Genomic DNA, 13,243 nt, shown 5'->3' with positions numbered 1-13,243 from the left:
GCTACGGCGCTACGGCAGATGCGGGCAGGGCCTTGCCCTCGCACAGCGCCGCGGCATCGGTCGCCATGCCGCGCACGGCCTCTTCCATGCCGAGGTTGAGCACCGACATGAATTCGCCGTTACCGCTGGCCCAATTGGTGCGCGTGCCCATGCCGTGATAGAGGCGCGTGGCCGTCGTGCCGCCGGACAGGCGGTAGCTCACCTTCAGCACCACGTGCGAGACGAGATTGAGCCCCGCGGACCACGCATGGGCCAGCCGCAGCGCGACCACGGCGGAGACCTGCCGGGTCGGATCGGGGGCAGCGGAAGCCGCCGCGCCGACGATGGGCTGGAACCCGTAGCGCTTGGTGGAGAGCAACGCATCGCGCGTCCATGCGCCCGCATCGCCGCTGCGCAGCGACTCCACCGTCCTGGGCGTGGCATGCACGGTCGGCAGCATCAGCGTGAGGTTGCCTGCGTAGACCTGGTTGTTGCGGGCGTCTTCGATGGCCGAGAGGTAAAGCCTGCAGCCCAGCGGCGCGCGAAGGGTCTCGACCGGCGGGCCGTTGGGGCGCTGCTCCTGTTCCGGTGCCTGCTGGTAGACCATGTCGAGCGGTTCGCTCTCGGTGAGCGCATGCGCCAGTCCGGGCATGGTGCAGAGCGCGAACAGGGCGGCCGTCACCCGGCCGGAGGTCGGTCGCGAAGCTTGCTTCATGGTGCGGCCGTCCGGACCGAATACATCGCGTGGTCCTGGTCGCGGAAGACGACGCGGCCGGGCTGCTCGTCGAAGCCCTGGCCGCCCAGCGTCACCCACGTGCCGTTGACGTTGAAGCGCGCGGTGCGGATCGCGCCGGAGCGCGCACCGGCCAGGTCCAGCCCCACCACGTGCAGCGTCTGCTGGATCGAATCGCGCATCACGGCCTTGAGCTGCTGCCCGTCGTTGGCGGCCAAGCGGCGTACGACGGTCGCGCGCGCTCCACCGCTCACCGGTGTCTGGAAGATCGTGGCCGAGCGGTACGTGGGTTCCTTGTTGCCGGCTTGCCAGAGCAGCGCCGTGGTGCGCGTGGTGAAGGCGCCGAGGCCGGGCTCCAGCGCATATTGCAGTAACAGCACCAGGTAGGCGGGGCCGGTCTTCGTGGCGGCGATGCGGGCGTCCTGCTCGGCCTTCGGCGGCATGCCCGCGAGCACCTGCGACGAGGCGATCTTCAGCGGGAACGCATTCGGCTTGCTGAGCAATTCGCCGATGGCAAGGCCGGCCTCGACGCGGTAGTCGTAATCGAGCAGGGGGCCGACGATGGCGCCTACTTCCGCACTCATTTCCTTTTGCCGCGACTGCTGCACCGACGAGTCGATCAGCGCGCCGATGAGGCCACCGCCCGTGGCCGCGCTCACACCGGGTGCCTGCGCGGAGAACATGAAGCTCTCTTGCGCGACCACCACGCGAAGATCGACCTCCTGGACCTTCGTGCGGTCTGCCGCCGCGAGCGGCCGGTGAAACTGGGCGCAAGCGCCAAGCAGCAAAACGACTGACAGCGCCAACAGGAAACGCAGCATCTTCGGTTCTTCTCGCGGTACTCGATCGGGCGTCGATTGTGCCGGGAGTTGCGACGAAGATGCGCGCGTTGTCCATCGGTTCAAGCGATGGCGCCATTCGCTCCGGGCCTGCGTCAGAATGGCCGCGTGCCCTCTTCTTCCCCCACCTCCCCCCTCTTCCACGCCAGCCATCTGCAGAAACGCTATGGCGACACCACGGTCGTGGACGACCTGTCGTTCGAGATCGCGCCGGGCGAATGCCTCGGCGTGATCGGCCCCAACGGCGCCGGCAAGACCACCACCATCCGCATGTGCCTGGGACTCACCGCGCCCGACGGCGGCGAGATCTCGGCGCTGGGCCTGCAGATGCCGCGCGATGCGCTCGCCATCAAGGCGCAGCTGGGCGTGGTCACTCAGTTCGACACGCTCGACCCCGACTTCAGCTGCGCCGAGAACCTCGTGGTGTACGGCCGCTACTTCGGTTTCAGCAAGGCGCAGGTGCGCGCACGCGTGCCGCAACTGCTGGAGTTCGCGGCGCTCTCGCACAAGGCCGACGCGAAGCCGGGCGAACTGTCGGGCGGCATGCGCCGTCGGCTGTCGCTCGCACGCGCGCTCGTGAACGATCCCAAGCTGCTGCTGCTCGACGAGCCGACCACCGGGCTCGACCCGCAGGCGCGCCACCTGATGTGGGAGCGGCTGCAGGTGCTGCTGCAGCAGGGCAAGTCGATCCTGCTGACCACGCACTTCATGGACGAGGCCGAGCGCCTGTGCTCGCGCCTGCTCGTGCTCGACCACGGCCGCAAGATCGCCGAGGGCAAGCCGCGCGACCTGATCGCCGAACACCTGGAGCCCGACGTGGTCGAGGTGTATGGCAACGGCGCGCTGTCGCTGGCCGAATCGCCCGAGCTGAAGGCGATGGCGGCACGGGTCGAGGTGAGCGGGGAGACAGTGTTCTTCTACACGCAGGACGCGCGGCGGCTGCTCGATGCGCTCACGCAGCACGGCGGGCTGCGCACCTTCCATCGCCCCGCGAATCTCGAAGACCTATTTCTCAAGCTCACCGGGCGGCAGATCCGCGAGGACGGCTAAGCATGAGGCACACCCCCAGGCTTGCCCACTTCGTGTGGCCGCCCACCCCCTCGCCGGGGGCAATACCAGCGGCCCGGCAAAGCCGGTTCCACGGTATTCCTGAAATGAAGCAACAGCCATGAGCAACCTGTCGAATATGGCAAAAACAATATCGCCCCTCCCCTCACCCTCGGTGTGGCGCGCACCCGATATCTCGCTGCGCTGGTGGCCCGTGTTTTTGCGCAACCTGCTGGTGTGGCGCAAGCTCGCGATACCGAGCCTCATCGGCAACATCGCCGAGCCGCTGATCTGGCTCGTGGCCTTCGGCTACGGCATGGGTGCGCTGGTGGGGCAGGTGGCGGTGGACGGCGTGAAGGTGCCCTACATCCTGTTCCTGGCGAGCGGCTCGATCTGCATGAGCGCCATGAATGCGGCGAGCTTCGAGGCGCTGTATTCCGCGTTCTCCCGCATGCACGTGCAGAAGACCTGGGACGGCATCATGAACGCGCCGGTCGGCCTGGACGACATCGTGATGGCAGAAATGCTGTGGGCGGCGTTCAAGTCGATCTTCACCGTCACCGCGATCCTGTTCGTGATGCTCGGGCTGGGCATCAGCCACAGCCCGAAGTTGATCGTCGCGTGGCTGGTGCTGATCGGCGCGGGCATCACCTTCTCGTCGATCGCGCTGATATTCAACGCGCTCGCCAAGGGCTACGACTTCTTCACCTACTACTTCACGCTGTTCATGACACCGATGATGTTCCTGAGCGGCGTGTTCTTTCCGCTGGAGCAACTGCCCTCGGCGGTGAAGGCGGTTGCCGCGTGGCTGCCGCTCACCAACGCGGTGGCGCTGGTGCGGCCGCTCTTCATGGACCAGTGGCCGGCCGACTGGTGGCTGCATGCGGGCGTGCTGGCGGTGTATGCGGTCGTGGCGTTCTGGATCGCGCTGGCGTTGACGCGCAAGCGGTTCAAGGCGTAATCGCTTCGGCTGAGGGCATCCCGGATACGGATGCTTTCAAATTGCATTGCACACAATTTAATTGCTCGCTACAATTCAGCCCATGCGCTCCACCACCGTCTCCGCCGACGAAATGCTCAAGCTGGACAACCAGCTGTGCTTCGCCGTGTATTCCGCCTCGCTGGCGATGACGCGGCTCTACAAGCCGGTGCTGGAAAAGCTGCAGCTCACCTACCCCCAATACCTCGTCATGCTCGCCCTCTGGGAGCAGGACGGCCCCATGGTCTCCGAGCTCGGCGAACGCCTCTCGCTCGATTCCGGCACGCTCACCCCGCTGCTCAAGCGCCTCGAAACCAGTGGCTACGTGGCCCGGGTGCGCGACGTGGCCGACGAGCGCCGAGTGCACATCACGCTCACTGCAGCCGGCCGCAAGCTCAAGGCCCGCGCGGCCAGCGTCCCCGGCTGCCTCATGGCCGCCACCGAATGCTCGGTGCCCGAACTCATCGCGCTTACCCAGCAGATCCAGACCCTGCGCGACCGCGTCAAGAAGGCGGCCTGACCGACAACGTTTTTCTCCCCGCTTCGATCGAAACCTGAGAGAAGCATTTTTTTCACCCTCCCTCCATCATCAAAGGAATCACCATGACCACCAAGCTCGACAAAGTGCTCTACACCGCAGAAGCCCACACCGTCGGCGGCCGTGACGGCGCAGGGAAGTCCAGCGACGGCGCGATCGACGTCAAGCTCAGCTCGCCCGGTTCGGGCAAGCCCGGCACCAACCCCGAGCAGCTGTTCGCGGTGGGCTACGCCGCCTGCTTCATCGGTGCGATGAAGGCCGTCGGCCCGAAGATCAGCGTGAAGGTGCCCGACGACGTGGCCATCGACTCGAAGGTTTCCCTCGGCCCGACGAACGGCGGCGCTGCATATGGCATCTCGGTGCAACTGGCGATCACGCTGCCTGGCCTCGATGCCGAGCAAAAGCAGAAGCTGGTCGACACCGCTCACCAGGTCTGCCCGTACTCGAACGCCACGCGCGGCAACATCGACGTCGAACTCGTGATCGTCTGATTTCGCCATCCGCGAAGCAACAAGGCGCCCCGGCCACAAGCCGGGGCGCTTTTTTCATGGCGCGCGTTGTCTCACGCGTGACCCGGAAAGGGACAACGCGATAGCGCCTTTCATCAAGCTTGGCTAATGTGGCCGCACGCCCTTCAACGCACCGTGGAGATCGACCCCATGAGCACCACCAGCCTCCTCGTCCGCAAGGACAGCCTTCCCACCACGCGCCTGCACACCGCCACCGACCAGCCATTGGCCGACGGCCAGGTGCGCGTGCGCATCGACAGCTTTGCCCTTACCTCCAACAACATCACCTACGCCGCCTTCGGCGACGCGATGAGCTACTGGCAGTTCTTTCCCTCCGAGGAAGAAGGCTGGGGCAGCATCCCGGTGTGGGGCTTCGCGAGCGTGGTGCAATCGCTGCACCCCGGCGTGGCGGTGGGCGAGCGGCTCTACGGCTACTGGCCGATGGCATCGAGCGCGGTGCTCAGCCCCGACCGGCTCTCGGCCGCGCGCTTCACCGATGCCGCCCCGCACCGCGCCGCGCTGCCGGCGGTCTACAACCAGTACTTCCGCTGCAACGCCGATCCGCTCTACACCACCGACACCGAAGACCTGCAGGCGCTGCTGCGCCCGCTGTTCATCACCTCGTGGCTGATCGACGACTTCATGGCCGACAACGACTTCTTCGGCGCCACGACCATGCTGTTGTCGAGCGCGTCGAGCAAGACGGCCTACGGCACCGCCTTCCAGCTGCACCAGCGCAAGGGCATCGAGGTGATCGGACTCACCTCGCCGGCCAACGTGGCCTTCTGCGAAAGCCTGCGCTGCTACCACCGCGTGGTGACCTACGACGCGCTCGACAGCATCGCGGCCGATACGCCCAGCGTGTACATCGACTTCGCCGGCAACGGCGGGCTGCGCAACGCCATTCACGAGCGCTTCGCGAATCTCAAGTACAGCTGCTCGATCGGCGGCACGCACGTGGAGCAGCTCGCCTCCAAGGGCGCGGGCAAGAGCCTCGCGGGTCCGCGCGCCACGCTGTTCTTCGCGCCCGCGCAGATCAAGAAGCGCACCGCCGAATGGGGAGCGGACGAATTCGGCCGGCGCATGGTGGCCGCCTGGCGCAACTTCCTCGCCACGGTGACCGATGCGAGCAACCCCTGGCTGCACGCCGAGCAGCACCGCGGCGGCGAGGCCGTGCAGGCCGCCTACGCGCAGGTGCTGGGGGGCAAGGGCGACCCGCGCACGGGCCATATCCTTTCGCTTTACAAACAACCCGGCGGACTGTGACGCCGCCACTGCGGGGGTAGCGACAATCGCTGCATGACCCCCTCCCCCGCAGCGCCCGCCAATACCCATCCCTACGAGAGCCTCACGCCCGACGTGGTGCTCGACGCGCTCGCAACGCTCGGCCTGCACGGCGACGGCCGGCTCACCGGCCTGAACTCCTATGAAAACCGGGTCTACCAGGTGTTCCTGGAAGACCGCAGCGCGGTGGTGGTGAAGTTCTACCGCCCCGGCCGCTGGAGCGAAGCCGAGATCCTCGAAGAGCACGGTTTCTCGCTCGAACTGGCCGCCGGCGAAGTGCCGGCCGTGCCGCCGCTGGCCTTCGACGGCAAGACCCTGCATCACCACGCCGGCTTCGCCTTCAGCGTGAGCCCGTACCGGGGCGGCCGCGCGCCCGAACTCGACAACTTCGAAGTGCTCGAATGGGTCGGCAGGTTCCTGGCACGCATCCACACCGTGGGCAGCGCCAAGCCTTTCGAGGCCCGCCCCGCGCTCGACCTGCAGACCTTCGGCCTCGATTCGCGCGACTGGCTGCTGGAGAACGACAAGATCCCGCTCGACATGCAGCGCGACTGGGAAAAGACCTGCAACGAGGCGCTGGACATGGTTCGCGCGACCGCCCTCGCACTGCAGCCGCCGGCCTCCGACCTCAAGCCCCGCAAGCTGCGCCTGCACGGCGACGTGCACCCCGGCAACATCCTCTGGACGCCCACCGACCGCCCCGGCGGCGGCCCGCACTTCGTCGACCTGGACGACGCGCGCACCGGCTTCGCCGTGCAAGACCTGTGGATGCTGCTGTCGGGCGACCGCGCGCAGCGCACCTCGCAGCTGTCGGGCCTGCTCGACGGCTACGAGCAATTCCGCGAATTCGACCGCCGCGAGCTCGCGCTGATCGAACCGCTGCGCACGCTGCGGCTCATCCACTACAGCGCCTGGCTCGCGCGCCGCTGGGAAGACCCGATCTTTCCGATCAACTTCCCGTGGTTCGGCTCGAGCGACTACTGGAAGGGGCAGATCCTCGTGCTGGAAGACCAGTGCGAGCAGATGGCGGAGGAGCCGCTCTACGCCTGAGCCGCGGCTTCGGCCGCGAGGCTTTCCGCCACACCCTGCAGAAGCCGCTCGACCAACACGTTGGGAGGGCCGCTGCGCCACACGCCATAAGCCTCCGATTGGGCCACGGCCCTGTCGAGCGGCCGGAATACCGCGCCACGCAGGGCCGAGTTGCGCATCGCCTGCGGCACCAGCGCGACGCCCATGCCCTGCGACACGAGCGACACGACGGCGAGCCAATGGCGCACCTCGTGCCGCACCTCGGGCAGGAAGCCCGCATCGGCGCAGATCGACAGGATGCGCTCGTGGTAATCGGGCGAAGCCTCTCGCGAGAACAGCACGAAGGGCTGGTCGCGCAGGTCGGCCGGAGCCAGCACTTTCTTGCGCGCGAGCGAATGCCCAGCGGGCAGGCAACACACGAAGGGCTCGGACAGCAACAGGCGGTGATGCAGCTCGGGCGGCATGCGGCTCGTGTGAACGAAGCCGAGATCGAGCCGGTCGTGCAGCAGCTCCGATATCTGCACGCCCGAGTTGAGCTCGTTCAGCGTGATGCGCACTGCCGGATGCCTGGCCTGGAATGCGCGCAATGCCGGCGGCAGGCCGCGATAGAGCATCGCGCCGACGAAGCCGATGCGCAGGCGACCCGCGGAGCCGCTCGCCACGTCGCGCGCTTCGGTTGCGGCCTCCTGCGCCTGCTGCAGCAACCGCCGCGCCGAGATGCGCAGCGCCTCGCCCGCGTGCGTGAGCCGCACCTCCTTGCTGTTGCGCTCGAAGAGCCGCGCGCCCACCGACTCTTCGAGCTGCCGGATCGCGACCGACAAGGGCGGCTGCGATATCGACAGGCGCCGCGCCGCGCGACCGAAGTGCAGCTCCTCGGCCAGCACGGAGAAATAGCGCAGGTGTCGCAGTTCCATGGATAGGCTAATCGAATCGAACAAGACCAATTCGATATTAGACACGGATCGTCGCAGCTTCAACAATGCGGGGAACCAGGAGACAAATGCATGCCTGAAAACGCCGCACACGCCGCGCCGCAAGCCGCGCACGCCCATCCCATTCCCGATCGTCACGGCCAGAACCTGTTCACCGTCGACACCGAGCTGCACGACCTGCTCGCGCTCTACCTGCCCGAGGACCTGCGCGCCCACATGCAGCCGCACTTCGAGCGCCTGGGCGGCCTCGCGGGCGGCCTGCTCGACGAGCTGGCCGGCACCGCCGACCGCAACCCGCCCACCCTGAAGCAGCGCACCCGCACCGGACTGGACGAGCAGAAGGTCGTCAAGCATCCGGCCTATGTGGAGATGGAACGCCTCGCGCTCAGCGAATTCGGCCTGGCCGCGATCTCGCACCGCGACGAGACGCTGGGCTGGAAGGGCAAGATGCCGCCGCTGGTCAAGTACGTGCTGACCTACCTCTTCGTTCAGGCCGAGTTCGGCCTGTGCTGCCCGGTCTCGATGACCGATTCGCTCACGCGCACGCTGAAGAAATTCGGTGACACCGACCTGGTCGCGCGCTTCCTGCCGCGCCTGACCTCGCTCGACTTCGACGAGCTCGCCCAGGGCGCGATGTTCATGACCGAGCAGGCCGCGGGCTCCGACATCGCGGCCACCGCAACCATGGCGCGGCGCGAGGCCGACGGCAGCTGGCGCATCACCGGGGACAAGTGGTTCTGCTCTAACCCCGATGCCGATTTCGCGATGGTGCTCGCGCGCGCAGAAGACGGCGCGGCCGGCATGAAGGGCGTGTCGCTGTTCCTGCTGCCGCGCCGGCTGGCGGACGGCAGCCTCAACCACTACCGGATCATTCGCCTGAAGGACAAGCTGGGCACGCGCTCGATGGCCAGCGGCGAGATACGGCTCGAAGGCGCGGTCGCGTACCTCGTCGGCGAGGAAGGCCGCGGCTTCGTGCAGATGGCCGACATGGTGAACAACTCGCGCCTGTCGAACGGCGTGCGCGCCGCGGGGCTCATGCGACGCGCGGTGGCCGAGGCCGAATACATCGCGGCCGAGCGCCGCGCGTTCGGGCGCACGCTCGACCAGATGCCGCTGATGCAGCGCCAGCTCGACAAGCTGCGCCTGCCGGCCGAGCAGGCGCGCACGATGGTGTGCCAGACCGCGCTCGCACTCGCGCGCTCCGATGCCGGCGAGCCCGACGCGTACGCGCTGCTGCGCATCCTCACGCCGCTCATCAAGTTCCGCGCCTGCCGCGATGCGCGCAAGGTGACGGGCGATGCGATGGAAGTACGCGGCGGCTGCGGCTACATCGAGGAGTGGAGCGATCCGCGCCTCGTGCGCGATGCGCACCTGGGCTCGATCTGGGAAGGCACGAGCAACATAGTGGCGCTGGACGTGATCCGCGCGGTGAAGCGCGAAGGCTCGCTGCCGGTGCTGCGCGCGCACTGCGAAAAGCTGCTGGGCGATGCAGCGCTCGCGCCTGCTTTCGCCAAGGCCCTGGGCGATGCGCTGGCTCGCGCCTCGGCGCTGGTCGAGACCGCGGCACGCGAAGGCGGCGACGTGCTCGCGCGCCAGGCGGCATCGGCGCTCTACCACTGCACGAGCAGCATCGCGATGGCCTGGGAGGCCAGCCACAGCGGTTCTGCCGCGCGCCTGCGCTGGGCGCAACTGGTGCTGCTGCACCGCGTGCTGCCGCGCGACCCGCTCGCGCCCGATGCGATGCCCGCGGACTGGAACACCGCCGCGACGCGCACCGCGGCCATCGCTGCCTGATTCATAGAAAAACGGAGACATCCTCTTGCGACACCTCACTCATCTCTTCGCCGCCGCCACCGCCTGCGCCGCGCTGCTGAGCGCAGCACCCGCTGCGCAAGCCCAAGGCCCCTTCCCTTCCAAGCCCTTGACGCTGGTCGTGCCCTTCCCACCCGGCGGCCCGACCGACGCCATGGCCCGCACGCTTGCCGCCGAGATGAAAGACCGCCTCGGCCAGCCCATGATCGTGGAGAACCGCGCGGGCGCGGGCGGCAACATCGGCGCCGAGTACGTGGCGCGCGCCGAGGCCGACGGCCACACGCTGCTGTTCGGTACCTCGGGGCCGCTGGCCATCAACGCGAGCCTCTACCGCAAGATCAACTACGACCCGGTCAAGAGCTACGCGCCGGTGATCCAGGTCGGCTACCTGCCGAACATCCTGGTGGTGAACCCCGCGCTGCCGGTCAAGACCGTGCCCGAACTCGTGGCCTACGCCAAGGCCAATCCCGGCAAGTTGAGCTATGCGTCGTCGGGCAACGGCGCCTCGTCGCACCTGGCGGGCGTGCTCTTCAACTCGGTGGCCGGCACCGACCTGCAGCACATTCCCTACAAGGGCACGGGCCCGGCGCTCAACGATCTCCTGGGCAACCAGGTCAGCATGACCTTCACCGACATCCTCACCGCGCTGCCCTACGTCAAGGCCGGCAAGCTGCGCGCGCTGGGCGTGGCGACGGTCGCGCGTTCGCAGGCGCTGCCCGACGTGCCGACGATCTCCGAGCAGGGCTACAAGGGCTACGACGTGAGCGTGTTCTTCGGCATCGTCGCGCCGGCCGGCACGCCCGCGGATCGCGTGACCAGGCTCAACCACGCCTTCGCCGAAGTGCTGAACTCCCCCAAGGTCAAGCAGATGTTCGCCGCGCAAGGGCTCGAAGCCTCGGCCGATACGTCGCCGCAGAAGCTCGGCCAGTTCATCGTGAGCGAATCGGCCAAGTGGAAGGACGTCGTGAAGAAGTCCGGCGCCCAGCTCGATTGACGACGACGCACGGAACACCGACATGACATCGACCCAAGGAGCCCTCGCTGGCATTCGCGTGCTGGACATCTCGCGCATCCTCGGCGGCCCGTACTGCGGCCAGATCCTCGGCGACCACGGCGCCGACGTGCTCAAGGTCGAGCCGCCGCAGGGCGACGACACGCGCACCTGGGGCCCGCCCTTCAAGGAAGGCGTGGCCTCGTACTACCACGGCCTGAACCGCAACAAGCGCGTGCAGCACCTGGACTTCTCGACCGAGGAAGGCCGCGAGGCGCTGCTCGCGCTGGTGGCCGAGGCCGACGTGCTGATCGAGAACTTCAAGACCGGCACGATGGAGCGATGGGGCATCGGCTACGAGACGCTGTCGCAGCGCTTCCCGCGCCTGGTGTGGTGCCGCGTCTCCGGCTTCGGTGCCGACGGTCCGCTCGGCGCGCTGCCCGGCTACGACGCGGCGGTGCAGGCGATGACCGGCATCATGAGCGTCAACGGCGAGGCCGATGGCGGCCCGCTGCGCGTGGGCCTGCCGGTGGTCGACATGGTGACGGGCCTGAACGCGGTGATCGGCGTGCTGCTCGCGCTGCAGGAACGCAACCGCAGCGGCCGTGGGCAGTTCGTGGAAGCGGCGCTGTACGACAGCGGCCTCTCGCTGCTGCATCCGCACGCGGCCAACTGGTTCATGGACGGCACGGCGCCGCGCCGCACGGGCAATGCGCATCCCAACATCTACCCCTACGACGCGCTGGCCACGGGCACCGACCCGGTGTTCGTCGCGGTGGGCAACGACCGGCAGTTCGCGAGCCTGTGCCGCTGCATCGGCCTGCCCGAACTCGCGGACGATCCGCTCTACCGAACCGCCGGTGCGCGCTCGGTGCACCGCGACGCGCTCAGGCAGCGGCTCGAGGCGGCGATGGCGGCCTTCGACGGGCGCGCGCTGGTCGACCAGCTGATGGCCGCCGGTGTGCCGGCGGCGCCCGTTCTGCCCGTGGCCGACGCGCTGCAGCACCCACACACGCTGCACCGCGAAATGGTGGTGGAGATGCCCGGCGGCTACCGCGGCATCGGCGCGCCGGTGAAGCTGAGCCGCACGCCGGCGAGCTACCGGCATGCGCCGCTGACGCCTGGCAGTGCGTTCCTGCCCGCCGAAGACGATTCAGCGCAGCACTGAACGGCCGCGGCCGATGCCGTAGTACGCGATGCCGGCGGCTTCGACTTCGGCGGCGTCGTAGACGTTGCGGCCGTCGAAGATCGCGGGCGTCTTCAGCGCCTGTGCGATGCGCGCGAAGTCGGGACGGCGGAACGCGGCCCATTCGGTCACGAGCGCCAGCACGTCGGCGCCCTGCAGCGCGTCCTGCGGCGTGTCGCACCACTGCACGTCGCCGCGCTCGCCGACGATGGCGCGCGCATTCGGCATCGCCGCGGGATCGTGCACCTGTACACGCGCACCGGCGGCCCACAGGCGCTCCAGCAGCACGAGGCTCGGCGCATCGCGCATGTCGTCGGTGTCGGGCTTGAAGGCCAGGCCCCAGAGCGCGATGGTCTTGTTCGCGATGTTGCCTTCGAAGTGGTGCGTCATCAGGTCGAAGAGCCGGCCCTTCTGCTCGTGGTTCGCGGCCTCGACGGCCGCGAGGATGCGCAGTGGATACCCGTCGCGATCGGCCGCATGCCGCAGCGCCCGCACGTCCTTGGCCAGGCACGAACCGCCGTAGCCCGCGCCCGCCTGCAGGAAGTCGGGGCCGATGCGCCGATCCGCGCCGATGCCACGACGCACCATCTCGATGTCGGCGCCCGCGTGCCCGGCCACGCGCGCCATCTCGTTCATGAAGCTGATGCGGGTCGCGAGCATCGCGTTGGCAGCGTACTTGGTGAGCTCGGCCGAGCGCCGGTCCATCACCAGCAGTTGCCTGGCAAGTTCGCGCACGAAGGGTTCGTAGAGCCGCGTCAGCACGTCGATGGCTGCGGGGTCGGTCGCACCGATCACCACGCGATCGGGCTGCCGGCAATCGCGCACGGCCGCGCCTTCGCGCAGGAACTCGGGGTTCACGGCCACCGCGATGCGATGCACTGCGCCTCGCTGCGAAAGCTCGGCCTGCAGCACCGCCTCGACCTGCTCCGCGGTGCCCACCGGCGCGGTGGACTTGCAGACGACCACCGCATCGCGGTCGCGGTGCTGCCCGATGCTGCGGGCCACGGCCATCACATGCCGCAGATCGACATCGCCTTGCGCATCGGCCGGCGTGTTGACCACGATGAAGAGAGCTTCGCCGTGCACGCTGGCGGCGCGTTCGTTGGCCGTGAACCGCAGCGTCCCCGCGGCGAGGCCCGCGGCCACCAGCGCCTCCAGGCCCGGCTCATGCAGCGGCATCCGCCCAAGTTGCAGGCCCTCGATGCGGCCGGCATCGGCGTCCGCGCACAGCACGTCGTGCCCGGCTTCTGCCAGGCAGGCAGCGAAGGTGAGGCCCACGTAACCGGCGCCGAAGATGCTCAGTTTCATGCGCGCACCCCTCTCTCAAGGCACTGGCAGCGGCGGCGGTTGTGAGATAAAAGCAGGATGCAAGCCTTCAAAACAAT

At 68.2% G+C, this 13,243-nt stretch carries 13 protein-coding genes; 9 read left to right on the top strand and 4 right to left on the bottom strand.

Features of this window, described 5'->3' with window-relative positions; all coding sequences use genetic code 11:
* Position 1: 1 nt before the first annotated feature.
* Together RT97_RS24150 and RT97_RS24145 are read right to left on the bottom strand one after the other, a co-directional pair.
* Entirely contained in the window at positions 2–694 is a 693-nt protein-coding gene (locus RT97_RS24150; protein WP_042581379.1) for a hypothetical protein, read from the bottom strand.
* Positions 691–1,533 (bottom strand): hypothetical protein, encoded by an 843-nt coding sequence (locus RT97_RS24145; protein WP_042581378.1) that lies wholly within the window; start codon positions 1,531–1,533, stop codon positions 691–693. Before RT97_RS24145 ends, RT97_RS24150 begins: the two co-directional genes overlap by 4 nt.
* 87 nt (positions 1,534–1,620) lie before the next feature.
* Between RT97_RS24145 and RT97_RS24140 the strand changes: the two genes are divergently transcribed.
* From RT97_RS24140 to RT97_RS24115, 6 genes are all read left to right on the top strand, one after another.
* Entirely contained in the window at positions 1,621–2,601 is a 981-nt protein-coding gene (locus RT97_RS24140) for an ATP-binding cassette domain-containing protein (protein ID WP_042581377.1), read from the top strand.
* A gap of 118 nt (positions 2,602–2,719) precedes the next feature.
* Entirely contained in the window at positions 2,720–3,559 is an 840-nt protein-coding gene (locus RT97_RS24135) for an ABC transporter permease (RefSeq protein ID WP_042581376.1), read from the top strand.
* An 82-nt stretch (positions 3,560–3,641) separates the two neighbouring features.
* The gene (locus RT97_RS24130) at positions 3,642–4,097 is read left to right on the top strand and encodes a MarR family winged helix-turn-helix transcriptional regulator (RefSeq protein WP_042581375.1); all 456 of its coding nucleotides are present in this window, start codon (positions 3,642–3,644) and stop codon (positions 4,095–4,097) included.
* 83 nt (positions 4,098–4,180) lie between these two features.
* The gene (locus RT97_RS24125; RefSeq protein ID WP_042581374.1) at positions 4,181–4,606 is read left to right on the top strand and encodes an organic hydroperoxide resistance protein; all 426 of its coding nucleotides are present in this window, start codon (positions 4,181–4,183) and stop codon (positions 4,604–4,606) included.
* 168 nt (positions 4,607–4,774) lie between these two features.
* Positions 4,775–5,890 (top strand): DUF2855 family protein, encoded by a 1,116-nt coding sequence (locus tag RT97_RS24120; RefSeq protein ID WP_172672243.1) that lies wholly within the window; start codon positions 4,775–4,777, stop codon positions 5,888–5,890.
* 33 nt (positions 5,891–5,923) lie between these two features.
* Positions 5,924–6,958, top strand: coding sequence for a serine/threonine protein kinase (locus tag RT97_RS24115; protein ID WP_042581372.1), 1,035 nt, complete (start codon positions 5,924–5,926; stop codon positions 6,956–6,958).
* Here RT97_RS24115 and RT97_RS24110 read toward each other — a convergent pair.
* The gene (locus RT97_RS24110) at positions 6,949–7,851 is read right to left on the bottom strand and encodes a LysR family transcriptional regulator (RefSeq protein ID WP_042581371.1); all 903 of its coding nucleotides are present in this window, start codon (positions 7,849–7,851) and stop codon (positions 6,949–6,951) included. The genes RT97_RS24115 and RT97_RS24110 overlap by 10 nt on opposite strands.
* Positions 7,852–7,941: 90 nt before the next feature.
* On the opposite strand from RT97_RS24110, the gene RT97_RS24105 reads away from it, so the two are divergent.
* From RT97_RS24105 to RT97_RS24095, 3 genes are read left to right on the top strand one after another with little or no spacing between them, the layout of a single operon-like run.
* The gene (locus tag RT97_RS24105; protein WP_042581370.1) at positions 7,942–9,663 is read left to right on the top strand and encodes an acyl-CoA dehydrogenase family protein; all 1,722 of its coding nucleotides are present in this window, start codon (positions 7,942–7,944) and stop codon (positions 9,661–9,663) included.
* A 25-nt stretch (positions 9,664–9,688) separates the two neighbouring features.
* Positions 9,689–10,675 (top strand): Bug family tripartite tricarboxylate transporter substrate binding protein, encoded by a 987-nt coding sequence (locus RT97_RS24100; RefSeq protein WP_042581369.1) that lies wholly within the window; start codon positions 9,689–9,691, stop codon positions 10,673–10,675.
* A 22-nt stretch (positions 10,676–10,697) separates the two neighbouring features.
* On the top strand, positions 10,698–11,840 hold the full coding sequence (locus RT97_RS24095; RefSeq protein ID WP_042581368.1) for a CaiB/BaiF CoA transferase family protein: 1,143 nt from the start codon (positions 10,698–10,700) through the stop codon (positions 11,838–11,840).
* Here the strand turns inward: RT97_RS24095 and RT97_RS24090 are convergent.
* Positions 11,826–13,166, bottom strand: a complete 1,341-nt coding sequence (locus RT97_RS24090; RefSeq protein WP_042581367.1) for a UDP-glucose dehydrogenase family protein — start codon at positions 13,164–13,166, stop codon at positions 11,826–11,828. The genes RT97_RS24095 and RT97_RS24090 overlap by 15 nt on opposite strands.
* Positions 13,167–13,243 lie beyond the last annotated feature (77 nt).

It is taken from the genome of Variovorax paradoxus (assembly GCF_000834655.1).
Lineage (GTDB): Bacteria > Pseudomonadota > Gammaproteobacteria > Burkholderiales > Burkholderiaceae_C > Variovorax > Variovorax paradoxus_F.
The sequence above is the reverse complement of the archived record's forward strand: the minus strand, read 5'-3'. Positions and strand labels throughout refer to the sequence as shown.